Genomic DNA, 22,038 nt, shown 5'->3' with positions numbered 1-22,038 from the left:
ATAACTTCCCTCCTGATCAGGCGACGAGGTCGAGGGCCGGGACCGGCTCTCCGCGCGAGACGAAGGCGATGTTGTCGAACATCCGCTTCACGGTCGGTGCGAAATTATCGGCGGCGATGGCGGCCAGATGCGGGGTCACGACGAGGTTGTCGAGCGTCAGCAACTCGCTGTCGGCCGGCAGCGGCTCGACCGAGAACACGTCCATCGCCGCGCCCGCGATCTCGCCGGCGCGCAGGGCTTCGACGAGGTCGGATTCGACGACGACGCCGCCGCGCGCGACATTGATCAGCACTGCCGTTTTCTTCATCGCGGCGAAGGCGGCCTTGTCGATCATATCGGCGGTTTCGACCGTCAGCGGGCAGTGCAGCGAGACGATGTCCGACTGCGCCAGGAGTTCTTGCAGCGAGGCATGCTTGACGCCGAGCGCGGCTTCCTCAGTAGCGTCGAGCGGCTGGCGCTTGGAGTAGAGAATCTTGCAGCCGAAGCCCTGCAGCAGCTTGGCAACATTCTTGCCGATTGCCCCGAAGCCGACGATGCCGACCGTCTTGCCCGAGAGCTGAAAGGTCTCGCCCGGCAGCCTGCCGCCACGCCAGTCGCCCTTCTTGAGTTCGGCATGGCCGAAGGAGATATAGCGCAACGCGGACAGCATCAGGCCAAGCGTGAATTCGGCGACCGGCACGGCGTTGCTGCCGGTAGTGCGCGCGACCTTGATGCCGAATTCGCGGGCCGCGTCGACATCAAGATTGTCGACGCCGACGCCCCATTTATGCAGCAGCTTGAGCTTGCTGGCGGCCTGCAAGACCTCGCGGGAGACGCCGACCTGCCCGGCGATGGCGTAATCAGCCTTGGCGATGATCTGCTTCATATGCTCGTCGCCACGCGCCGTGCCATGGGTCAGTATGAAGCCCGGCGGCAGCAGCGCGCGCAGCTTGTCGGCCCGCTCCGGGGTCATCAGGTCGAGAACGACGATGGTCTCAGTCATGGTCAGGTCCAGTGCCTTGAAGGGTCAGTTTCGGTCGGGTCAGGTCAATTGGTCGAGAAGCTCACGCCGGCGCGCGCCAGCCCGCCGGAGATCGCGACCGGCGTGCCGTCGGCGCGCCAGCAGGCGGCCCCAGTCAGCGTGCCGTCGGCGTTGAAGGCGATGGCATTCATGCCTCCAGCGATGCGCGGTGAGCGGACGACTTCATGGCCGCGCGCGGCAAGTTCGGTCGCGACGCTGTCGGGGATCGCGGCTTCCAGTTCGAGCACGCCGCCTTCGGTCCAGATGCGGGGAGCCTCGACGGCCTCCTGCAGGCTCATGCCGTGGTCGATCAGGTTGACGATCGCCTGCAGCGCCGAGGGAAAGATGCGCAGAGCACCGGGCAGACCGAGGGCGAAGGCGAGCTTGCCGTCGCGCAACGCCATCATCGGCGCCATCGAGGTGAAGACGCGCTTGCCGGGCGCGATCGACAGGGCGCGGCCGGGATGCGGGTCGAAATTATACATGTAATTGTTGGTCAGCATGCCCGTGCCGGGGATCTGCGTGCAGGCGCCGAACAGGCCGTTGATCGTCTGCGTCGTCGTGATGACGTTGCCGTCATTGTCGGCGACCGTGACATGGGTGGTGTCGTTGGATTCCCCGCCCGAAATGCCTGCGCTCCAGGCTTTCGCCCTGTTCATGTCGATCAGCGCACGGCGCTTGTCGGCATAGGCCTTGTCGATCAGCTTCGCCACGGGCACGGGCACGAAAGCCGGGTCGGCGGTCGCGACGGCCCGGTCGGCAAAGGCGATCTTCAGCGCCTCGGCCAGCAGATGCACGGCATCCGCCGAGCCGAAACCGAGCGCGCCAATGTCGTAGCCTTCGAGGATGTTGAGCATCTGCGCGATGTGCACGCCAGATGACGAGGGCGGCGGCGGGCCGACGATCTCGTAGCCGCGATAGCTGCCCCGCACGGGCTCGCGCGTCGCGACCCTGTAGCCCGAGAGATCGGCCTGATCGATCAAACCGCCATTGCCGGCCATGAACTCGGCCAGCGCCTTGCCCAGCGGCCCGTCATAGAGCGCGGCGGGACCGTGCCTGGCGATCAGGCGCAGGCTCGCCGCATAGTCGCTCTGAACCAGCCGCGCCCCGGCGGGCAGCTGCTTCCCGCCCGACAGGAACAGCGCCGCCAGCCCAGGATCGCGCGAGAGATCGGCAACATGGTCGCCAATGCAGTTCGAGAGATAGGGGCTGATGACGAAGCCGCGTTCGGCCAGCGTGATCGCCGGCTGCAGGACGTCTTCCAGCGAAAGCGTGCCGAAGCGCGCCAGAGCCTCGCACCAGCCCGCCAGCGCGCCGGGCACCGCCACCGCCCTGGGGCCGATGGTGTTCAGCCGGTCGCGGACTTCGCGGGCCCGGCCGATCTCGTCCGAGATGCAATCAAACATTCCGGCCGTCGCCTTGCCCGGCGCGGTCGAGAGCCCGTCGAGCACGACATGGCGGCCATCGGCCATGCGGATATGGGCGACGCCGCCGCCGAGGATGCCCACCATCATCGGCTCAACCACGGTCAGCGCGAAAAGTGAGGCGATGGCCGCGTCGATGGCATTACCGCCAGCCAGCAGCATCTGCGATCCCGCTGCCGAGGCGAGGGGATGGTTGGTCACGACCATCCCGCGCGAACCTGTGGCGGGCCGCTTCTCGCAGGTGAAGGGAGCGATGCGCGGGGTGGGAGCGATCGCATTCATGGTCGAGGGCTCACCCTGTCATTCCGGGACGTCGCGCAGCGGCGGGCCCGGAACCCAGAGCCGATGCCGTTTGTGGATACGTCGTCACCGTTTCGCTTCGCTGGTTGCCTCACATCGGTTCTGGGTTCCAGGCTCATGCCTCCGGCATGCCCCGGAATGACGGAGGTGCGCTTCATCCTGCTCACCCCTTCGCCGCAGCGATGGCGTCGAGCACCATCTTCGTCGCGCCCGAGAGATCGCCGAGCTTCTCGCCGGCCCGGACGCGGTCTTGATTGCGTTCGCCGCGCTCCTGCCGGGCGATCGCCGCGTCGGCGATGGCTTCGGCCTCGTCGCGTGGTAGCACGAGCACGCCGGATTCATCGGCCAGGATGACGTCGCCAGCCTTGACCGGGACATTGCCGCAGGAGATCGGCAGGTTCAGCGTGCCGCCGAGATTGTAGAGCCGCGTGGTGATGGGCGACATGCCCCGGCACCACATCGGGAAATCGCTGTCCTCGATCTCGGTGAGATCGGTGCAGGGGCCGTCGACGATGCCGCCGATCGCGCCTGCGGCCTTGGCCGCGACGGTCACGCCGCCACCCCAGCAGGCATGCTTGTCATCGCCGAGCCGGTCGATGACGAGGATGTCGCCGGGTCGCAGGAGGCCCAGCGTATGATGCAGCAGGGTCGAATCCTGCCCGGGAATGGCGAGCGTCACGGCTGCCGCCGCAATGCGCTTGCCGCGCAAGAGCGGCTGGATGCGCCGGTCCATGAAGCCCCAATGCTGGGAATGGCCGACGGTCGCGGTCTCGACGCGCTGGAGCTTCTCGACCAGAGCGGGAGAGAGCTGCGGCGGCATCGCCTCGATACGGTAGTCGGGCATGGTGTTCTCCTATTTTCCAACGGCGCGCGCGACGCCGACAAGACGTTCCACGACGACAACGACGATCAGCGTCGCCACGATCAGCAAGACGGACAGGGCGGCGATCAGCGGGTCCGTGCGCCCCTCGACATAGCGCACCATTTCGACAGGCAGCGTCGCTGCGCGCGGTCCCGACAGGAACAGCGAGATCACCGTTTCGTCGAAGGACAAAAGGAAGGAGAGGCAGGCGCAGGCGATCAGTCCCGGCGTCACCAGCGGCAGGGTCACCCGCCAGACGACGCGCCAGGGCTTGGCACCGAGCGTGGCGGCGGCGGCTTCGATGTCATCGGGCAGCGTCTGGAACGCCGTGGTCATCATCCGGATGACGAAGGGCACGGTGACGGTCATGTGCCCGAGCACGAGGCCGGGCAGCGTCGCGGTCAGTCGCAGCGGCGTGAAGAACAGCAGCAGGGCGAGACCCGCGATCAGCGTCGGCAGCAGCAGCGGCGCGAGGAAGAAGTTCGTCAATGCATCGCGCCAGGCGAAGCGACCCTTGGCGAGCGCGAGCGCCGCCGGCACGCCGACGGCCAGCGACAGGAGCGTGACGACGCTGGCGATCTGCACGCTGAGCCAGAGGGCGTTGAGCAGCGGCGCATGGCCGGCCAGCTGGCGGAACCAGCGCAGCGAATAGCCGGATGGCGGGAACAGGATGAAGCTGTCGGCCGAGAAGGCCAGCGCCACCACGACGACGATCGGCGCCAGGATCAGCGCATAGACGATGGCCGCAAGGCCCGACAGCACGCGTCCTGCCCCGTTCATCGCTGCAGCCTCCGCGCCGCGATGTTGGAGATGGCCAGCAGCAGGAGCAGGAGGCCGAGCGTATAGATCGCCAGCATGGCCGCGACCGGCCAGTTGGTGTTCGTCGTCGCCTGTTCGAATATCTCCGTCGCCAGCACGAAGACGCGCCCGCCGCCGAGCAGTTTTGGCGTGATATAGGCCGACATCGACAGCACGAAGCCGAGCCCCGCCGCCAGAGCGAGCGCCGGCAGGCTGAGCGGCAGCGTCACCCGCAGGAAGGTCCTGAACGGCGTCGCGCCGAGGCTGCGCGAGGCCTCCTCCAGCGTCCGGTCGAGCTGGCCGAAGCCTGCGAGCAGCGCCAGGATCATATAGGGCATGATGCTTTCGGCGAGGCCGATGGTGACGCCGGTCCAGTTGAAGACGAGCCGCATCGGCGTCGAGATCAGCCCGAGCGATTGCGCGAGCGTGTTGACGAGCCCGCGATCGCCGAGGATCGCGAGCCAGCCGAAGACCCGCACGACGCCCGAGATCAGCATCGGCATGATCGCGATGACCGCGAGCAGCCCGCGAAAGCGGGAATTGGTGCGGAACAGGAACAGCGATACCGGATAGGACAGCACAAGTGCGATCAGCGTCGATGTCAGCGAGAGCCAGAGCGAATTCAGCGTCAGCTCGAAGGTGAAGCCGTCGGCGAACACCTCCGCCCCGGTCTTCAGCGACCAGGCCTCGACCATCGCGCCGGTCGGGCCGACCTCGTTAAAGGCGTTCCGGAACAGGCCCAGCGTCGGCCAGACATAGACCGCCAGCAGGAACAAGACCGCCGGCAGGACGAGCAGATTGAGACGCGTCGAGCCGGTCATGCCGCCTCGCGGGCGAAGGGCAGGGTGTCGCTGAGCGGCCAGGCCACGGCGACCTCGGTGCCCTCGGCTGGCGCAGCGGAGCCCGACTGCATCTCGACGGTGAGCTGGCCGCCCACGCCCTCGATCAGGACCTCGACATGATCGCCGACGAAGACGCTGCGCAGGACGCGCCCGTGCACGCGCGCCATGCCAGGCGAGACCGGCTCCGAGACCGGCAGGATCCGCATCCTCTGCGGCCGCACGAAGAGGTCGAATTCGCCGCTGGCGGGAACCGCGACCGGCAGGGTTTCGCCCCACAAAACTGCGCGGCCTTCCGCATCGCGCGTTGCCGGCAGCACATTGGAGCGGCCGACGAAGGAGGCGACGAAGCGGGTCGCAGGGCGCTCATAGATGTCCTCGGCCGAGCCGATCTGCGCGATCCTGCCGCGATCCATCACCGCGATGCGATCGCACATGGTCAGCGCCTCGACCTGATCGTGGGTGACGAACAGGGTGGTGATGCCCAACGAGCGCTGGATGGAGCGGATTTCGTGGCGCATCGTATCGCGCAGCTTGGCGTCGAGATTGGACAGGGATTCGTCGAGCAGGAGAACCGAGGGCCGGATCACCAGCGAACGCGCCAGCGCAACGCGCTGCTGCTGCCCGCCGGAGAGTTCGCGCGGGCGGCGCTGGTCGAGGCCGGCCAGCCGTACCAGCGCCAGCGCCTCCTCGACCTGCCGCGCGATCTCAGGCTTGCCGACGCCGCGCTCCTCGAGGCCGAAGCCGACATTGCGGGCGACGCTGAGATGCGGGAACAGCGCATAGGACTGGAAGACATAGCCCATATTGCGCTTATGCGCCGGCAGCCGCGTGATCTCTGCCCCGTCGAGGCGGATCGCGCCGCGATCTGGATCGACGAGGCCAGCCAGCATGCGCAGCGTCGTCGTCTTGCCGCAGCCGGAAGGGCCGAGCAGCGCAACCGCCTCACCCTGCTCGACGGAGAGCGAGACGTCGTCCACCGCGACGGAATCGCGATAGCGTTTCTGCAGGCCCGATAGTTCGAGATAGCTCATGGTTCTGCTCAGCGCGCCGCCGAAATCACCTCGCGCCGCCAGCGGTTGTTCCACTGGTCGCGCAATTTGATGACCTCGTTCCAGTCGACCCCGATCATGCGGGCGCGGCTCTCGGGCGCTGCGGCGGTCCGCGCGATCGCCTTGGGCTCGATTACGGCCTTGCCGTTGGTCGGTGCATAGAACATCCGCTCGGTGAAGGCCTTCTGCGCACCCTGCGACAGCGCGTGGTTGATGAAGGCGATGGCGGCAGCGCGGTTCTTCGAGCCGGCGGTGAGGTTGATCGTATTGATCTGGAAGACCGAGCCTTCCGGCGGCAGCAGCGTGCCGATCTTGCCGCCGGTCTGGTCGGCAAAGAGCTGCGAGCGCGCGTTCCAGCCGGTCGCGACCTTCACCACGCCATTCAAGATCAGCGAATAGCCGTCCGGATTGGGGTCGAAGGTCTGCACGGAGGGCGCGAGCGCGCGCAGCTTCTTGATCGCGGCGTCGATCGATTTGCGGTAGTCGCCGCCCTCCATCTTCTCGACCATGGCGGTGAGCGCCAGGCCCTGGATATTGGGTGGGGCGGAAACGGCGAGCTGCCCTTTCAGGTCGGGCCGCCAGAGATCGGCGAGCTTCGTGATCGGGGGCGTGAGGTTCTGGGTGTCGTAGACCAGCACGAGATGGTCGAAGGTGACGGCGGGGCCGAACTCGCCGCCCGCCGCGCGGGCCTCCGGCAGCAGCTCCGCAAGCACTGGAACCTCGGCCGGCGTCAGCTTGTCGAACAGCCCCTCGGTATTGCCGATGCTCGACGTCGTCACATCCATGATGGCGATGTCGACCTGCGGATCGGCCTTCTGAGCCCGCACGGAGCCGACCATCTGGGCCGAGGAGCCGCCCGGCACATAGTTCACCTTCACGCCCGGATTGGCCTGCTGGAACGGCTCGATGACCGTCTTCACATAGTTGTCCTGGAAGATGCCGGCATAGGACATCAAGGTGATCTGGCCGCTGAGCCCTTGCGCCCGGACGATCGCCGGAGCTGCGATCGTCGCGAGGCCGGCCTGGATGACGAGACGCCGTGTGGGCATGGGAACATCTCCTGCTGGACGCTGCTGCTGGACAGCCGTGCATGTGGTGATCGCCGCGAGGCGGATATTATGATCGGCGTCGTCTGGCCGGCGCGTCGGGACAAGCCGGCCATCTTTGGATAGGATCGCTCAGGCCGCGACCTTGCTGGCGAAATGCGCGACGAAGCGGGCGCAGATATCGGTCAGCTTCTCGGTCAGTGCGGCGCCGGTCTCGGCCGAACAGAGCCTCGGATCGCCCTTGGCGACGCCCAAATTATAGACCTCGTCATATTCGTTGGGCATCGCCACTTCCGCGCCCTCGAAGCTCGCCGTGCCGAGCCCGGTGAAGGGCAGGCCGAGCAGCGGGTCGCGCTTCAGCGGCTTGCCGTCCGGGATCAGGTCCTTGCGGATCAATTCCGGGAACAGGTGCAGCCCGATGCTGGTCAGCGGATCGGAGCCGTGGCCGGCGACGGCGGCGGCCTTCTCGGCGCCGACGATGCCCGGCAGCAGCCCGTAGCCGATGCGCCAGAGATAGAGGCTCGGCAGCACGATCTGCTCGCGCAGATAGAGTTCGCGCGCGACTTCGGCGATCGGCCCGACATTGCCGCCATGGCCGTTGATGACGATGATGCGGGTCAGGCCGTTGCGATGCAGCGAGTCGACCATCTCGGAGATGACGGCGGTCAGCGTTCCCTGCGAGATCGCGATGCCGCCCGTCATGGAGCCGAACCAGTCGGCACCGCCGAAGGGCAGCACGGGCGCGACGAGCGTGCGCACGCCGGCCTTCGAGGCGCGGATCGCGGTCAGCTCGGCGATCTTCTCGGCCAGCAGATAATCGCCCATCGGGGCATGCGGACCCTGATCCTCATGGCTGCCCATCGGCAGCAGGATGACGGGATTGTCGGCGAGGATCTTGCGCGCTTCGCCACCGGTGATCGTTCCCATATGGACGAGCGGGTCGGTCTTTGTAGCCATCGGTCGGGTTCCTGGGTCGGTTGGGTGGAGGAAAGGGCGGGGGGCTTACGTCATCGCCCCGCCGTGCGTGGATCGACGGCGTCGCGCAGCGCGTCGCAGAGCAGGTTCATCGCAAGGATGGTCAGGGTCAACGCGGCGCAGGGCCAGACCAGCAGCAGCGGCGCCTGTTCCATGGTCGTGCGTGCGCCACGGATCATCAGTCCCCAGGATGGGGCGGGGGGCACGACGCCGAGCCCGAGGAAGGACAATCCGCTTTCGAGCACCACGGCTGCCGCGACCGCCAGCGACAATTGCACCAGCACCGGCCCGGCGATGTTGGGCAGCACGGTGCGCAGCAGGATGTACCAGGTGGGTGCGCCGAGCGCGCGGGTCGCCTCGACATAGTCGCGCCCGCGCACGGAGAGGACTTCGGAATAGGTGACGCGGGCGAAGCCCGGCAGATAGAGCACGGAGAGGACGAGGATCAATGTCGCTGCACCCGGCCCGAGCAGGGTCACGACCAGCAGGGCCAGCAGCACCGGCGGGAAGCACAGGATGATGTCCATGCTGCGCACCGAGAGAAAGGCGGCAGTGCCGCGCGACCAGCCGCCGATCAGCCCGAGCAGGACGCCCACGATTCCGGCCGTCAGGGCCGAAGCGAAGGCGACGCCCAGGCTCGTGCGTGCGCCCCAGATCAGGCGCGAGAGCACGTCGCGGCCGAATTCGTCGCGCCCGAGCCAGGAGCTTGCGGTCGGCCCGGCGAGGCGCTGCGCGATGTCCTGCCGGATTGGGTCGGGCAGGCCGAACAGCGGCGCGGCGATGGCGCAAAGGATGATCAGCGCGACGAGCGCGCCGGGGAACAGGAGCCGCTTCATCGCGCCGTGACCCGCGGATCGAGCGCCGCATGGATGAGTTCGACGATCAGATTGATCAGCAGGAACAGCACCGAGATCGTCAGCACGATTCCGACGACCATCGGATAGTCGCGCGCCTCGACGGAGCGCAGCAGCGGCGTCGACAGTCCCGGCCAGTTGAAGACGTATTCGACCAGCACGGTGCCGCCCAAAAGCGTGCCCATATGCAGCCCGAGCACGGTGACGACCGGGTTCAGCGCGTTGCGGAGCACATGGACGATGAGCACGCGGGCCGGGCCCAGGCCCTTGGCACGGGCAGTGCGGACATAATCGTTTGCCAGCGCGTCGAGCATCGAGGCCCGTGTCATCCGGAACAGCACCGCCGCCAGCCCCTTGCCGATCGCGATGGCCGGCAGGGTCAGAAGCTTCAGATGCAAGGTGGGGTTCTCCGTCAGCGCGACGAACCCGCCGGCCGGCATCAGCCGCAGCGTCTGCGCGAACAGCAGCACGAGCAATGTACCGACCACGAAGACCGGCACGGCCAGCAGCAGGGCCGTGATGCCGGACGCGATCCGGTCGAAGCGCCCGCCGCGATGCAGCGCGGCATAGATGCCCGCGGGCACGCCGACCGCGATCGCCAGCAGCGTCCCGGCAAAAATCAGTTCCAGCGTGCGCGGCAGCCTGAGCGCGATCTCGCTCAGCACCGGATAGTCGTCGACCAGCGAATTGCCGAGATCGGCCCGCAGCAGCCCGGCCAGAAACGAGCCGTATTGCACCAGGATCGGCCGCTCCAGCCCGAGCTTCTCGCGCAGTTCCGCAACCGAGGCCGGGTCCGGAGAAATCCCGCCGGTCGAGAGCAGCAGCTCGGCCGGGTCGCCCGGCACCATGTGCAATGCGAGAAAGACAATCGTCGCGACCAGCCAGGCCAGGACCAGGGCGATCGCGAGGCGGTGTGCGAGCCAGACTAGGCTCATCCGAAGAAGGTCTCTTCGAGCATGCCGCCCGAGGATGTCGTCAGCGCGCCCGGCAGATTGGTGAAGCCTTTGACGCCCTTGTCCATGCCGTAGCCCTGCGAGCGCCAGGCGAGCCCGACGAGCGGGACCTCCTCCAGCGCAGCGCGCTGCATGTCCTTGTAGATCTCGACGCGCTTGGTCTGGTCGAATTCGGCACGGCCTTTCGCAAGCGCGGCGATCGTGCGCGGCGCCTCGACCTTGAAAGAGCGGCCATGGGTCGGCGACAGCGAGGTGTCGAGCACCACGGTCAGCCCGTCCGGATCGTTATTGTCGGCGGAGACGCCGTGGATCGCCATGTCGTACTGGCCGCGCGAACCGCGGCTGACGCGGGTCGACCAATCCGGCAGCTGCAGCTCGCACTGGATGCCGACGGCGGCGAGATGCTGCTGCACCACTTCCGCCGTGTCCTTGTGCATGCCGAACTGCGCCGTCGAGAGCAGCGTGGTCTGGAAGCCGTTGCCGAAGCCGGCCTCGGTCAGCAGCGCCTTGGCGCGGGCGGGATCGTAGTTCCAGCCATGCGCCAGATCCTTGTCCCACCACGGCGTGCCCTCGACGATGGGCAGGCCCTCGAGCGGCTTGCCGCGGCCGAAGAAGGCTGCCTTGACGATGTCGTCGCGCTTGATCGCATGCGCCACGGCCCGGCGCACGCGCGGATCGTTGAAGGGCGGCTTGGTGCCGTTGAACAGCACGTCCATGAACGGCCCCTCGACGGAGTCGAGCTTGAGGCGCGGATCGGCCTCGACGGAGGCCATCGACTGCCACGGCACATATTCGATCATGTCGACATCGCCGGACTGGAGCGCGGCGTTGCGGAGGTTCTCGTCGGCATAGACGACGAATTTGATGCCCTTGAGCTTGGGGAAGCCGGGCTTGTAGAACTTGTCGAAGGCGGCAAGCTCGATCGAGGTGCCGCGCTCCTGGCCCACAACGCGGAAAGGACCGGCGCCGATCGGCTCGTTGGCTGTCGATTTCCGGGAGATCACGAAGGTGTTGTAATTGCCGAACCAGGTCGGCAGCGTCGCCTGCGGCTCCTTGGTGATCAGGCGGATCGTGCGGGGATCGGGAATTTCGATCCGTTCGATGCCCTGGAACTGGGTCCGCATATAGGCGGTCGACTTCTCGCCGGCGATCTGCTCGATCGACCATTTCACGTCCTCGGCCGTGACCGGATCGCCATTGTGGAAGACGCAGCCCGGGCGCAGCTTGAAGACCCAGGCGCCATCCGTGTCGATGGCCCAGGATTCCGCCAGTTCGCCCCGCAATTCGCCTTTGCTGTCATAGGAGACGAGGCTGCGATGCGTCAGGAGCTTCACGGTGCCGGCGGAGGCGCCGGTCGAGACCCAGGGCTGCAGATTGGGCGGGAAGGCCGACAGGCCGTAGCGCAGGATGCCGCTGGCGCGTTGCGCCAGTGCGGGCCGCGACAGGAGGGGCGAACCCAGTAGCGGCGCGGCGAGACCGGCTCCAAGAATGGCGCGGCGTGTAATGGTGCGGCGTGAGATCGTCATCGGCTGATCCTCCCCTTCTGGCCGGCTGGATCGCGGCGTCCCAATGGCGAGCAAGAAGAGCGCCATTTCGCCTCGGTTGCCACCCATTAAATGCATGCGTGCTATGCGTCGTGTATACGTGGCGGATGTTTTGCTGTCTACGCGCTTGCTCGCTATAGATCGGGATTGAGAACTGAAGGCGGGTTCGAGCGATGAAACGGCGCGAGGCGCAGGAACCTGCCGCAAAGCCTGCCCGAGAGCGGGTCTACCTGCATGTGCGCGAGCAGATTCTGCGCGGCCGTTTCGTCGGCGGCTCGTTCATCGAGGAGGAGCAGATTTCCTCGGTGATGGGCGTGTCGCGCACGCCGGTCCGCGAGGCCTTCCATCGGCTGGAGGCCGAACGCTTCATCGATCTGCTCCCGCGCCGCGGCGCTCTGGTCCGGCAGGTGACGGCGCAGGAGCTGGCCGATCTCTACGAGACCAGGCGGATGATCGAGGGCTATGCCGTCGCCCGGATCTGCCAGCAGAAGATCGCCGTTCCCGTGGAAATGGCGGTGATCCTCGACGAGATCGAGAATGTCGCCGGCGGTGATCATTTCGAGCGCGTCGAACTCAACCGACGCTTCCACTTCACGATGATCGCTGCGCTCGGCAACGACGTTTTGTCCGAACTCTACCAGTCGCTCGGCTCCCGGCAGCAGCGCGTCGCGATGACGGCGCTGAGCGCCGATCCCAACCGGATCGACCGGATCAGGATCGAGCATCACGCGCTTCTCGCGGCCTTGAACGAGCATAACGAGATCAAGGCGCGCGCGGTGCTGGAACAGCATCTCCGGCCCGTGGTCGGCGTGGTCTCGCGCCTGCCGGGCTATGCCTTCGCTGCCGGAGATGACGACGCCGCCTGATAAAGCGGGCACTGACACCAGCGGCCTTGATGTCGATCGGTACTTCGCTGTTACGTCATTGCGAGCGCAGCGAAGCAATCCAGAGAGGCAGTGCTCGACGACCCCTGGATTGCTTCGCTGCGCTCGCAATGACGAGAGGGCAGCCTCAAAAGCCGTTGGTATGATGTCCCGGAACCGTTCGCCTCGTCATGGGCCGGCCCCGAAGAAGGCCAGCCGGGTGAAGAGCGTGTAGTTCGACTCCGACACCATGATGCCGAGGAAGATCAGCAGCAGCAGCGGCGGCAGCAGGATCGCATAGCTAAATGCCAGCCGCTCCCAGGCCATGTGCATGAAGATCGCGACGATCAGCCCGGCCTTGAGCGCCATGAACATCAGGATCAGCGACCATCTGAGATAGCCGACCAAGCCGAAGTAATCGACCAGATAGGAGCAGGCGCTGAGGACGAACAGCCACCCCCATGCCACGAGATAGAGGCGGATCGGATGCTGCTGCGTCTCGGTATGGCCTGTCGGTCCCGCCATGTCGGCCTCCCCTACCAGAGATAGAACAGCGCGAAGATGAACACCCAGACGAGATCGACGAAGTGCCAGTACAGGCCCATGATCTCGACAGCCTCGTAATGTCCCTTCCGGCTCGTGAAGAAGCCGCGCCGGGCATGGTCGTAATCGCCGCGCCAGACCTTGCGGGCGATGATGACCAGAAAGATCACGCCGATCGTGACATGCGTGCCGTGGAAGCCGGTGATCATGAAGAAGCTCGAACCGAACTGGGCCGCGCCCCACGGGTTCTCCCAGGGCCGGACGCCCTCGGCGATCAGCTTCGACCACTCGAAGGCCTGCATGCCGACGAAGCTTGCGCCGAGCAGAGCTGTCGCCAGCATCAGGGCCGCCGTTTTCCGGCGGTCGCGGCGATAGCCGAAATTGACGGCCATCGCCATCGTGCCGCTGCTGCTGATCAGGACGAAGGTCATGATCGCGATCAGGATCAGCGGCAGGTGATGGCCGGCGATGGTGAGGGCGAAGACCTCGCTCGGATTGGGCCAGGGCACGACCGTCGACATCCGGACCGTCATGTAGGACAGCAGGAAACAGGCGAAGACGAAGGTGTCGCTGAGCAGGAAGACCCACATCATGGCCTTCCCCCAGGAGACGTTCTTGAACGCCCGCTGATCCGACGACCAGTCCGCGACGATGCCGTGCCAGCCGGTGGAGGGGGCGGTCTCGGTATGGGCCGTGGCGGGCAGGGCTTCCTTCATGGCCGTGTCGTTCATCGTCCTTACCTCGCTAGCTCAGCAGCCCCCGGCAGATTTCGATGAGATCGTCGGTCCAGCGCATCAGCAGGCTGAACAGGACGAGCCAGACGAAGAGCAGGAAATGCCAGTAGGTTGCGCAGAGCTCCACGCTCAGCCGCAAGCGGCCCAGCGCCTGCGGCGCACTAGCCGCCGACAGGTCGAACGCCCTGGTCGCAGTCCGGTAGAGCACCGCGAGCCCGCCCAGCATGTGCAGGCCGTGGATCGCGGTGACCAGGTAGAAGAAGGCGGCGGCTGGATTGCCCGCGCTGAAATAGCCGGCGGCGGCAAGCTCCCGCCATGCCAGCAACTGGCCGGCGAGGAAGGCGAGCGAGGTCACGCCTGCCGCAAGGAGGCCGGATCTGATGCCGTCGAGTTCGTCACGCCGGGCGGCGATCACGGTTGCCTGCAACGCGATGCTGCTGAGGATCAGCAGGCCGGTGCTGAACCACAACACGGTCGGCATCGGCAGCGAACGCCAGTCCGGCAGGCCCATGCGCATGGAATAGGCACTGACGAGGAGCGCAAACAGCGAGCCGGCTACAGCGAGGAAGGCGCCGAGGCCGATTTTCTCGATCGGGCGGGGGGAGGGGGGCGCGCCAGTCGCCTCGCCGGCCACGCCGGTTTCCAGCCAGGGCTTGGCCATCAATCCCTGGCGCGACAGCCACCAGCCCGCGAAGGCCGCCAGAACCACCATGAAGACGACGATCACGATCATGACTGCCCCTCCTCACGCCGGCTGTGGATCGGGAGGCTGGTTTTGCGGCAGGAAATCCTGAGCGGCGCCGGGCACGCTGTAGTCATAGGCCCAGCGATAGACCACGGGCAGGCTCTGGCCCCAATTGCCATGGGCAGGCGGCGTCTGCGGCGTCTGCCATTCCAGCGTGGTCGCACGCCAGGGATTGCCGCCGGCCGGGCGGCCTTTCCTGAGGCTCCAGGCGAGGTTGAACACGAAGACGAGTTGTGCCGCGCCGACGATCAGGGCGACGATCGTGATGAAGGCATTCAGGGTTACGGTCGATGGCGGGACGAAAGCCATCTCGCCCATCTCGTGATAGCGGCGGGGCACGCCCATCAGCCCGATATAATGCATCGGGAAGAAGATCAGGTAGGCGCCCAGGAACGTCACCCAGAAATGCAGCTTCGCCATTGCATCATTGAGCATTCGCCCGGTGATCTTCGGATACCAGTGATAGATCGCGCCGAAGATCACCAGAATCGGCGCGACGCCCATCACCATGTGGAAATGAGCGACGACGAACATCGTGTCGGATAGTGGCACGTCGACGACGACATTGCCGAGGAACAGGCCGGTCAGCCCGCCATTTACGAAGGTCACGATGAAGCCGAGCGCAAACAGCATCGGCGGCGTGAAATGAATGTCGCCGCGCCAGAGCGTCAGCACCCAGTTGTAGACCTTGATCGCGGTGGGAATGGCGATGATCAGCGTCGTCGTTGCGAAGAAAAACCCGAAGCTCGGATGCATGCCGCTGACATACATGTGGTGCGCCCAGACGACGAAGCTCAGCGCCCCGATCGCCACCAGCGCCCACACCATCATGCGGTAGCCGAAGATGTTCTTCCGCGCATGGGTGCTGATCAGGTCGGAGACGATGCCGAAGGCCGGCAGCGCGACGATGTAGACCTCCGGATGGCCGAAGAACCAGAACAGGTGCTGGAACAGGATCGGGCTGCCGCCCTTGTAGGCGAGCTGCTCGCCCATCGCCACGATGGCGGGCATGAAGAAGCTCGTTCCGATGAGCCGGTCCAGGAGCATCATCACGGCACCGACGAAGAGCGCGGGGAAGGCCAGGAGCGCCATGATCGTGGCGGTGAAGATGCCCCAGATCGTCAATGGCATCCGCATCAGAGTCATGCCCCTGCAGCGTCCCTGCAGCACGGTCACGACATAGTTCAGCCCGCCCATGGTGAAGCCGATGATGAACAGCATCAGCGAGACCAGCATCACGATGATGCCCCATTGCTGGCCCGGCGTGTTGGCGAGAATTGCCTGCGGTGGATAGAGCGTCCAGCCCGCGCCCGTCGGCCCGCCCGGCACGAAGAAGCCGACGACGAGAACCAGGACCGCGAGAAAATAGATCCAGAAGCTCAGCATGTTCACATAGGGGAAAACCATGTCCCGCGCGCCGAGCATGAGCGGGATCAGGTAGTTCCCGAAGCCGCCGAGAAACAGGGCGGTCAGCAGATAGATCACCATGATCATCCCATGCATGGTGATGAGCTGGTAGTAGTGGTCCGCGTCGATGAAGGAGATCAGGCCGGGAAAGGCGAGCTGCATGCGCATCAGCCAGGACAGCACCAGTGCGACGAGCCCGATCGCCAGCGCCGTCAGCGAGTATTGAATGGCGATGATCTTGGCGTCCTGGGAGAAGACGTATCTAGTGATCCAGCTATGCGGGTGATAAAGCTCGACATCGTCGGTTTCGCTGGCCGATAGCGGTGGCAAGGTACCGTGTGTCACGTCAGCCATCAGGACACCCTCCTACTCCCCTGGACGAGACGGCCCGCTGTCGGGTTCGCGCCGTAATCGTCCCTAGTTCCTTGCCTGCGCCCTGGCCGGTGGCTGGAGTTGGGCGAAGGTTTTCTGTTGCTGCAGCCAGGCCTGACGCTTGCTCTCGGACTCGACCACGACGCCGCCACGCATGAAGCTGTGGCCGGTGCTGCAGAGTTCGGCGCACAGCGCCTCGAAGGTTCCGGCTCGCGTCGGCGTGAACCAGTAATAGGTGACGACGCCCGGGATCATGTCCATCTTGGCGCGGAATTCCGGCACGTAGAAATCATGCAACACGTCGAGCGAGCGCAGCAGCATCTTCACCGGCTTGCCGAGTTCAAGATGAAGCTGGTCGCCCTGGATGATGACGTCGTCCTGCCCGTGCGGGTCGTTGGGGGCGAGACCCAGCGGGTTCTCTGCGGAGACATGGGCGATGTCGGTTGCGCCGAGCTTGCCGTCCGCCCCGGGAAGGCGGTAGCTCCACTGCCATTGCTGGCCGACGACCTCGACCGTGGCGGCATCGGCGGGCACTGTCACGAACTGGCCCCAGACCACGAGGCCGGGCGCAAGCATGGCGGCGACCCCGACCCCCGTGCCGATCGCGAGCCACCATTCGAGCCGCTTGTTCTCGGGCTCATAGGCGGCCCGGCTGCCCTCGCGATGGCGGAAGCGGAAGACGCAATAGGCCATGAACAGCACGACCGCCGCGAAGACGGCGCCGGTGATCCAGAAGGTGACGATGATGGTGTCGTCGATATAGCGCCAGTTGGACGCGATCGGCGTCCACCACCACGGGCTCAGGAAGTGGAACACCACCGAGCCGACGACCACCAGAGCCAGTGCGACCGCGATACCCATCCTCTGTCATCCTTGCCCAAGGCGGCGATGAACAGGAACCAATCAGCGCCACGGCGCGAAAGCTTTGCGTCGCAGCGTTACGAAACCGAGTTCTCCCTCGGAAAGTTTTTGCTCGGCCAGTTTTTGCTCGGCAAGTTCTCGCTCGGCAAGTTCTCGCTCGACATGAAAACGACGAAACGGCCCGGATAGCGTCCGGGCCGGCAATAAGAAGCGCAGGAACCGATGAAGCGGGGCGCGGCGGTACAGGCAAGCCTTGGGGCGCGGGCTCGGTCGAGCACGCTCTCAGGCTTCAGGCGTTGCTGTCTTCTAGCCATCGCCGAACCTCAGGTTCGCCTGGACGACCGCGCGCCGAACCCGGCGCAAAACCTTCATATGGGCTGCAAGGCATTCAAGCCTCCGGCCCCTGATCGTTCAATGTTGTCGTCCTGCTCGCGATGGTTGTCAATTGATGCCGGATGAATGCAGGTGGCACCCACGATGCATTCATCCAGAAATCGGGCTATTTTTTCTTTCCGTCAGCGTCGAATTGCTTGAGGAAGGCAACGACGTCGTCGATTTCCTGGTCGGGTTTGAGGCCGGGGAATACCATCTTGGTGCCCGGGATTTTCGCCTGCGGCGCCCGGATGTAGTCGCGGAACGTGGCTTCGTCCCAGGTGATGCCGGAATTCTTGTTGGCGGCCGAATAGCTGTAGCCTTCGATCGAGCCTGCCGTCCGGCCAAACAGCCCGTTCAGCTTCGGTCCGACGGCGTTCTTCGCGGTCTCGCCGACCTGGTGGCAGGCGCGGCATTTCAAAAAGATCTTCTCGCCCGCGGCGGGGTCGCCGGCTGCCTGGGCTGCATGGGGTAGTGCCGCGACAATCAGGGATGCGATCAGGGTCCAGCGCGCCATCGAAGGTCCTCCCTCCAACTCGGAAGGCGACCGTTCCGCCGGACTGGCGGCCGAGCCGCGCAACCTTTCACAGGCGAATACTTATACCATCCCGGCCCGCTCTCCAATTCGGGCGATGTCGCTGAGGTTTCTGGGAACGGGCGAAGTCGCGGTCACGACTTCGCCCGGCATCGTCGCGCGGAGGCCGACCAGGCCCTTCGAGCTACGCCGCAAGGGTGGCGCTGTCCTTCGCGGCGGAACTGGCTCCGAGATAGCTTGCCTCGAACGTCTCCATCACGGTCGCGACCATGTCGCGCGCGACATGGAGCTGGTCCTCCTGGAAGGCGAGCGCGCGCGGCGAATTCAGCACGATCTCGTAGCTCGGGAAGTAGTCGATATAGTCGAAGCGCCGATAGAGCTCCTCGGTCACCGTGCGCAGCAGGGATTTCGAGGCGCTGTTGGCGACGATGACGTCGGTATCCTTGAAGGTGGCGCCCAGCGGCACGGGCGAGACGGTGACGATGAAACGCATCTCCGGATGGCAATGCTCGCGGATCAGCGCGATCGAGGCGAGCATGTCGTCGAGCGTCGCCTGAAAGCCGTAATCGACGAAGCGAAAGCGCTCCGGCATCCGCGCCAGCCAGGCCGGGCCCGGATGCATGTTCATCGCGATGCCGGTCTCGGAATCGAGCCAGGTCTCGGTCAGGCCGAGCGTGAAGAAGCAGATCCGCGCCTCCTTGATCCGGGCGGTTGCCGCCGTCAGGCGCTTGCGGTTGGCGAGCGCGGTCTCCTTGTCGAGCAGCTTGAGGCCGCTGGCATGAGGGTCGAACCACTGGTCGGGAGCAAGCTCGATCAGCCCCTCATTCGGATAGGTCTCGTTCAGCAGCACGCGCTTCAGCTCATGCGTCATCGAGCGCACGGAGTATTTGTTGAGCGCACCCCGGCTCACCTCGCCGCCGGCCGCGCCGCCGCCGCGCTGGGTCGTCTCGTTCCAGGTCTCGAAATGTTCGGCCGGGACGCCATGGCCTTTGAGCAGAAGCGGCAGCCCGCGCATCATCAGCACGTTCTCGACCTCGCGCGCGAAGCAGGAACCCATGGTGAAGATCGGCCAGGACGGATCGATCTGGAATTTCGGCTTGTGTTCGACCTGCAGGTAAGCCCCCGTGGTCAGGCGCTCCTTGGCCTGATGATCGGCCTTGCCGGACATCCAGCCGCGCACCGGGTTGCCGCGCATGATGGAGAGCGCCGTGCCTGCGTCGTATTCGATCTTCATCGTCGACTCCTGCCGCTGTTGACTGGCCGTCGGCACCTCGCCGCGGTCTTCTTCGAAAGGGTGAAATCCCGCCCGCTCACATCCGGTGCGGAACGCCGTTCGCATCGAGAAAATCCCTCATGCGGTCGTAGGATTGGGCATAGCTCTTCGCGAGCGCGTTGAGCGGCGCCTCCTGATAGACGGCGCGCCAGCCGCCATTGGCCAGGGCGGCCTCGGGCACGACAGGGATCTTCAGGGTTTCGGCCAGTTCCTGGCTGCGCGTGTCATAGGCGACGAGCACGCCTGGCACGCCCTGGGCGACCGCCGGCAGCACACCGTGCACGCGGTAGCCGACGGCGAGGTCGAGGCTGCGCGCGAACTCGTCATAGCGCTCGACATCGAAGAAGCTGAACAGCTTCTTCTCGTAGATCGCGCGCATCTGCGCGTCGTCGGGCCCGCTCCACCAGCCGGTCCGCACGAACTCTTCCACCGCCTTGGCCATGGCCGCCTCGTCGCGCAGGAAGAAGGCTTTCTCCTCCTGCTCGCCATGAGAGCTCATCACCATCTCGCTCTGGCGATCGACCTTGAGCAGCGCCGCCTTCTGGTTGCGCAGATAGGCTTCCGGGTCGGCCGTGTAGCTTGCATCGGCCTCCCGCCTCAGGCTGAAGGCGACCTTGCGAATCTCGCGCTGGTCGGGGACCTTGATCGCAAGATCGCGCTTGCGGGTGCGGAAGATCGAGGGGCAACCGACGATTTCGACATTGCCGATGCCGTTATGTCGCAGCGTTTCCGCGCTGAAGGCACCGCGCACGCCGATGGCGGCGCAGCGATCGGCGACGATCTGCCAGAACCGCTTCGAGCCCTCGGGCAGGTTGATCGCGCGGTTCTGGCTCGCCTGCGCACCGACGCCGATGGCGTAGACCGGCAGCTTGACCCGCTCCAGCACCTCCACGGCGCGAAACCACTCCATCTTCTCATGGATGAAGTTCGAGCCGCGCACGAAGATGTAGTCGAAATCGCGGGCATAGCGCTCGATATCGGCTTCCGTCGGATTCATGATCTTCATCGGCTCGAGATGCGCGTAGCGCAGCAGCTTGAGCGTCGAATCGAAGACGATCATGTCGCCGATGTTGAAGTAGTCGGAGAGCAGCTTCTCCATCGGCGCGCGATACCAGCGCACCTTGTCGTGGTCGTAGACCTCGCCGGCGGGATAGATCACCAGCGCGCGCAGCTTCTTTTCCGTCGCGATCGGCGCAAGGCCCGAACCTGGCGCGACCTTCCCGGTATGGCTGTCGAGGACGGTGATCTCGCGCAGCCGGCCATCGCCGAGCCGCGGCAGCGGGATCGTCAGCTCTGCCTTCGCCGCATCGCCGGCGATGATTGAACCGGGGTGGATCGTCGCATAATCCTGCCCGTCGAGGCGCAGGTTGAGGGACGGCCAGGCGCCGCCCGGCGGCCGGGACACGGACACGACGATTTCATTGGTTGTGGCGCGCAGGATCTTCAAGGCTGGTCCTTTACGATGCGGACCTTGATCCGGACGAGATCGCGGTCTGGCCCGATCTTGCAGTCCTTCACCCGTATCTTGGTCATGAACAGGAAGGCTTCATCGCCGGTCGTCTCGAAATTGCGGGACTTCGAGTCCGGATCGGCGATCGCGCCATAGGCGTAGCGGTTGAGATCGCCGCAATTCTTGCTCCACATCGTCGGCTGGACGACGAGGGTCTTCAGCGGCGACCAGTTCCTGAGGTCGCTCGACCAGCTATAGGCGACCCGGCCGCCCGTAATGCCCTGGCCCGGATCGGGGCCGAGATGGAAGATCGCGAGATACTGGCCGCTCGCCTCATGGCGCGTGACGGAGCCGACCGTCGTCGGCAGCACCTTCAGCGGCTGGCAGGGCTTCGCCTGCGCGACATCCTCGCGATAGGGATCGACCGCGCGCAATGTGAAGTCGGCGCCGTCGAAGGCCCGCCAGGAGGTGGGGTCCTCGATATTCGTGCTGCGGAACAGGCAGACGCCGCGCTTCTGGGCCTCGCCGCCGGTCGTCGAGATCAGCGTGTACCAGGCGCCGTCGCGCTCGATGATGTTGGAGGGGTTGAAGAAGCCGCGATGGCGCCCCTGTCCGACATCCTGCCGGAAGCCGGGCGCGGCCACCAGCGTCGGCGGCGTGGCGCTGCTGAAACTGTGGCCGCCATCCGAGGAGCGCGCTGCCGAGACGACATTGTACCAGCAGCTCATCGCATCCTTGAAGAGGCAGGCGCCGGCATGCTTGTCGGCATGGTATTCGTCATGCATGAGCGCGAAGACGTCGCGGCCATTGCGGGTCCAGGTCGCGGCGATCCAGCTCTTGTCGCTGAACTGGCTGGGATCGGCGCTGTTCTTGGCCTCGAAGGAGACCGCGCAGGAGGTCTTGATCCGGTCGAGCCCGCTGCCGATCATCGCGCGGTTGCGATAATGGCTGGCGAAGGCGACGACCTCGCCGGTCTCGTCGCGGAAGGCGCGCAGCGGGGCGTCGGGAATGTGCCATTGCTCGCAGCGCTGGCTTGCCCAGGAATAGACGGTCTCCTCCATGGCATCGGGCACGATCTCGACGCGATAGCCCGGCGCCTGCGCGATGGCGGCGCTGGGCGAGGACAGCAGCAGCAAGGCGGCAAGGCGCGACGCCAATCGTCCCCCTCCCCCCGCTTGCGGTGGGGAGGGAAGGGGTGGGGGGCAGCGCCGCTTGGCATCAGGCTGAAAGGACATG

At 65.7% G+C, this 22,038-nt stretch carries 21 protein-coding genes; 1 reads left to right on the top strand and 20 read right to left on the bottom strand.

The genetic code is table 11. The annotated features are described in order from the left end of the window. Window positions 1-16: 16 nt before the first annotated feature. The 11 genes from C4S73_RS22340 to C4S73_RS22290 all read right to left on the bottom strand — a co-directional run bounded on the left by C4S73_RS22340 (window position 17) and on the right by C4S73_RS22290 (window position 11,629). Entirely contained in the window at window positions 17-982 is a 966-nt protein-coding gene (locus tag C4S73_RS22340) for a 2-hydroxyacid dehydrogenase (RefSeq protein WP_103874799.1), read from the bottom strand. A gap of 44 nt (window positions 983-1,026) precedes the next feature. After that, window positions 1,027-2,706: a gamma-glutamyltransferase gene (gene ggt / locus C4S73_RS22335; protein WP_103874798.1), complete on the bottom strand. Its 1,680-nt coding sequence runs from the start codon at window positions 2,704-2,706 to the stop codon at window positions 1,027-1,029. A gap of 181 nt (window positions 2,707-2,887) precedes the next feature. Further along, window positions 2,888-3,568: an RraA family protein gene (locus tag C4S73_RS22330; RefSeq protein WP_103874797.1), complete on the bottom strand. Its 681-nt coding sequence runs from the start codon at window positions 3,566-3,568 to the stop codon at window positions 2,888-2,890. Window positions 3,569-3,577: 9 nt separating this feature from the next. Continuing rightward, on the bottom strand, window positions 3,578-4,366 hold the full coding sequence (locus C4S73_RS22325; protein ID WP_103874796.1) for an ABC transporter permease: 789 nt from the start codon (window positions 4,364-4,366) through the stop codon (window positions 3,578-3,580). Beyond that, window positions 4,363-5,205 (bottom strand): ABC transporter permease, encoded by an 843-nt coding sequence (locus tag C4S73_RS22320; protein WP_103874795.1) that lies wholly within the window; start codon window positions 5,203-5,205, stop codon window positions 4,363-4,365. Before C4S73_RS22320 ends, C4S73_RS22325 begins: the two co-directional genes overlap by 4 nt. Beyond that, window positions 5,202-6,257, bottom strand: a complete 1,056-nt coding sequence (locus tag C4S73_RS22315) for an ABC transporter ATP-binding protein (RefSeq protein ID WP_103874872.1) — start codon at window positions 6,255-6,257, stop codon at window positions 5,202-5,204. The genes C4S73_RS22320 and C4S73_RS22315 overlap by 4 nt, the downstream gene beginning before the upstream one ends. Before the next feature lie 8 nt (window positions 6,258-6,265). Further along, complete coding sequence (locus C4S73_RS22310) at window positions 6,266-7,324, bottom strand: ABC transporter substrate-binding protein (protein ID WP_103874794.1); 1,059 nt, start codon at window positions 7,322-7,324, stop codon at window positions 6,266-6,268. Between the two features lie 129 nt (window positions 7,325-7,453). Further along, window positions 7,454-8,278, bottom strand: a complete 825-nt coding sequence (locus C4S73_RS22305; RefSeq protein ID WP_244595729.1) for a creatininase family protein — start codon at window positions 8,276-8,278, stop codon at window positions 7,454-7,456. A gap of 50 nt (window positions 8,279-8,328) precedes the next feature. Beyond that, entirely contained in the window at window positions 8,329-9,132 is an 804-nt protein-coding gene (locus C4S73_RS22300; RefSeq protein WP_103874793.1) for an ABC transporter permease, read from the bottom strand. After that, the gene (locus C4S73_RS22295; protein WP_103874792.1) at window positions 9,129-10,085 is read right to left on the bottom strand and encodes an ABC transporter permease; all 957 of its coding nucleotides are present in this window, start codon (window positions 10,083-10,085) and stop codon (window positions 9,129-9,131) included. The genes C4S73_RS22300 and C4S73_RS22295 overlap by 4 nt, the downstream gene beginning before the upstream one ends. Continuing rightward, entirely contained in the window at window positions 10,082-11,629 is a 1,548-nt protein-coding gene (locus tag C4S73_RS22290; protein ID WP_103874791.1) for an ABC transporter substrate-binding protein, read from the bottom strand. The genes C4S73_RS22295 and C4S73_RS22290 overlap by 4 nt, the downstream gene beginning before the upstream one ends. Window positions 11,630-11,820: 191 nt before the next feature. Here C4S73_RS22290 and C4S73_RS22285 point away from each other — a divergent pair, with 191 nt between their 5' ends. Further along, complete coding sequence (locus tag C4S73_RS22285; RefSeq protein WP_103874790.1) at window positions 11,821-12,513, top strand: GntR family transcriptional regulator; 693 nt, start codon at window positions 11,821-11,823, stop codon at window positions 12,511-12,513. Between the two features lie 186 nt (window positions 12,514-12,699). On the opposite strand, the gene C4S73_RS22280 is transcribed toward C4S73_RS22285, so the two are convergent. The 9 genes from C4S73_RS22280 to C4S73_RS22240 form a co-directional block, all read right to left on the bottom strand. Then, a complete protein-coding gene (locus C4S73_RS22280) occupies window positions 12,700-13,035 on the bottom strand; it encodes a cytochrome C oxidase subunit IV family protein (protein ID WP_103874789.1) in 336 nt (111 codons plus the stop codon). Between the two features lie 11 nt (window positions 13,036-13,046). Next, a complete protein-coding gene (locus C4S73_RS22275) occupies window positions 13,047-13,769 on the bottom strand; it encodes a heme-copper oxidase subunit III family protein (RefSeq protein WP_103874870.1) in 723 nt (240 codons plus the stop codon). A 28-nt stretch (window positions 13,770-13,797) separates the two neighbouring features. Beyond that, window positions 13,798-14,520: a cytochrome c oxidase subunit 3 gene (locus tag C4S73_RS22270; RefSeq protein ID WP_103874788.1), complete on the bottom strand. Its 723-nt coding sequence runs from the start codon at window positions 14,518-14,520 to the stop codon at window positions 13,798-13,800. 12 nt (window positions 14,521-14,532) lie between these two features. Continuing rightward, window positions 14,533-16,293, bottom strand: coding sequence for a cbb3-type cytochrome c oxidase subunit I (locus C4S73_RS22265; protein ID WP_103874787.1), 1,761 nt, complete (start codon window positions 16,291-16,293; stop codon window positions 14,533-14,535). A gap of 63 nt (window positions 16,294-16,356) precedes the next feature. Beyond that, entirely contained in the window at window positions 16,357-17,172 is an 816-nt protein-coding gene (locus C4S73_RS22260; protein ID WP_103874786.1) for a cytochrome c oxidase subunit II, read from the bottom strand. Between the two features lie 499 nt (window positions 17,173-17,671). Beyond that, window positions 17,672-18,061, bottom strand: a complete 390-nt coding sequence (locus C4S73_RS22255) for a c-type cytochrome (protein ID WP_103874785.1) — start codon at window positions 18,059-18,061, stop codon at window positions 17,672-17,674. Window positions 18,062-18,263: 202 nt separating this feature from the next. After that, a complete protein-coding gene (locus C4S73_RS22250; protein ID WP_160115875.1) occupies window positions 18,264-19,313 on the bottom strand; it encodes a GSCFA domain-containing protein in 1,050 nt (349 codons plus the stop codon). 76 nt (window positions 19,314-19,389) lie between these two features. Next, window positions 19,390-20,799 carry a polysaccharide pyruvyl transferase family protein gene (locus C4S73_RS22245; RefSeq protein ID WP_103874783.1) on the bottom strand — a complete coding sequence of 470 codons (1,410 nt, stop codon included), beginning with the start codon at window positions 20,797-20,799 and terminating at the stop codon, window positions 19,390-19,392. Next, on the bottom strand, window positions 20,796-21,959 hold the full coding sequence (locus C4S73_RS22240; RefSeq protein ID WP_103874782.1) for a hypothetical protein: 1,164 nt from the start codon (window positions 21,957-21,959) through the stop codon (window positions 20,796-20,798). Before C4S73_RS22240 ends, C4S73_RS22245 begins: the two co-directional genes overlap by 4 nt. Window positions 21,960-22,038 lie beyond the last annotated feature (79 nt).

Origin of the sequence: Allobosea lathyri (assembly GCF_900108245.1) — a bacterium.
Lineage (GTDB): Bacteria > Pseudomonadota > Alphaproteobacteria > Rhizobiales > Beijerinckiaceae > Allobosea > Allobosea lathyri.
Note: the sequence above shows the minus strand (reverse complement) of the source record. Positions and strands in the feature narration are given on the sequence as shown.

Coding starts and splice junctions, on each gene's coding strand:
- C4S73_RS22340 (WP_103874799.1), bottom strand. CDS start 982: ATGACTGAGACCATCGTCGTTCTCGACCTGATGACCCCGGAGCGGGCC.
- ggt (WP_103874798.1), bottom strand. CDS start 2,706: ATGAATGCGATCGCTCCCACCCCGCGCATCGCTCCCTTCACCTGCGAG.
- C4S73_RS22330 (WP_103874797.1), bottom strand. CDS start 3,568: ATGCCCGACTACCGTATCGAGGCGATGCCGCCGCAGCTCTCTCCCGCT.
- C4S73_RS22325 (WP_103874796.1), bottom strand. CDS start 4,366: ATGAACGGGGCAGGACGCGTGCTGTCGGGCCTTGCGGCCATCGTCTAT.
- C4S73_RS22320 (WP_103874795.1), bottom strand. CDS start 5,205: ATGACCGGCTCGACGCGTCTCAATCTGCTCGTCCTGCCGGCGGTCTTG.
- C4S73_RS22315 (WP_103874872.1), bottom strand. CDS start 6,257: ATGAGCTATCTCGAACTATCGGGCCTGCAGAAACGCTATCGCGATTCC.
- C4S73_RS22310 (WP_103874794.1), bottom strand. CDS start 7,324: ATGCCCACACGGCGTCTCGTCATCCAGGCCGGCCTCGCGACGATCGCA.
- C4S73_RS22305 (WP_244595729.1), bottom strand. CDS start 8,278: ATGGCTACAAAGACCGACCCGCTCGTCCATATGGGAACGATCACCGGT.
- C4S73_RS22300 (WP_103874793.1), bottom strand. CDS start 9,132: ATGAAGCGGCTCCTGTTCCCCGGCGCGCTCGTCGCGCTGATCATCCTT.
- C4S73_RS22295 (WP_103874792.1), bottom strand. CDS start 10,085: ATGAGCCTAGTCTGGCTCGCACACCGCCTCGCGATCGCCCTGGTCCTG.
- C4S73_RS22290 (WP_103874791.1), bottom strand. CDS start 11,629: ATGACGATCTCACGCCGCACCATTACACGCCGCGCCATTCTTGGAGCC.
- C4S73_RS22285 (WP_103874790.1), top strand. CDS start 11,821: ATGAAACGGCGCGAGGCGCAGGAACCTGCCGCAAAGCCTGCCCGAGAG.
- C4S73_RS22280 (WP_103874789.1), bottom strand. CDS start 13,035: ATGGCGGGACCGACAGGCCATACCGAGACGCAGCAGCATCCGATCCGC.
- C4S73_RS22275 (WP_103874870.1), bottom strand. CDS start 13,769: ATGAAGGAAGCCCTGCCCGCCACGGCCCATACCGAGACCGCCCCCTCC.
- C4S73_RS22270 (WP_103874788.1), bottom strand. CDS start 14,520: ATGATCGTGATCGTCGTCTTCATGGTGGTTCTGGCGGCCTTCGCGGGC.
- C4S73_RS22265 (WP_103874787.1), bottom strand. CDS start 16,293: ATGGCTGACGTGACACACGGTACCTTGCCACCGCTATCGGCCAGCGAA.
- C4S73_RS22260 (WP_103874786.1), bottom strand. CDS start 17,172: ATGGGTATCGCGGTCGCACTGGCTCTGGTGGTCGTCGGCTCGGTGGTG.
- C4S73_RS22255 (WP_103874785.1), bottom strand. CDS start 18,061: ATGGCGCGCTGGACCCTGATCGCATCCCTGATTGTCGCGGCACTACCC.
- C4S73_RS22250 (WP_160115875.1), bottom strand. CDS start 19,313: ATGAAGATCGAATACGACGCAGGCACGGCGCTCTCCATCATGCGCGGC.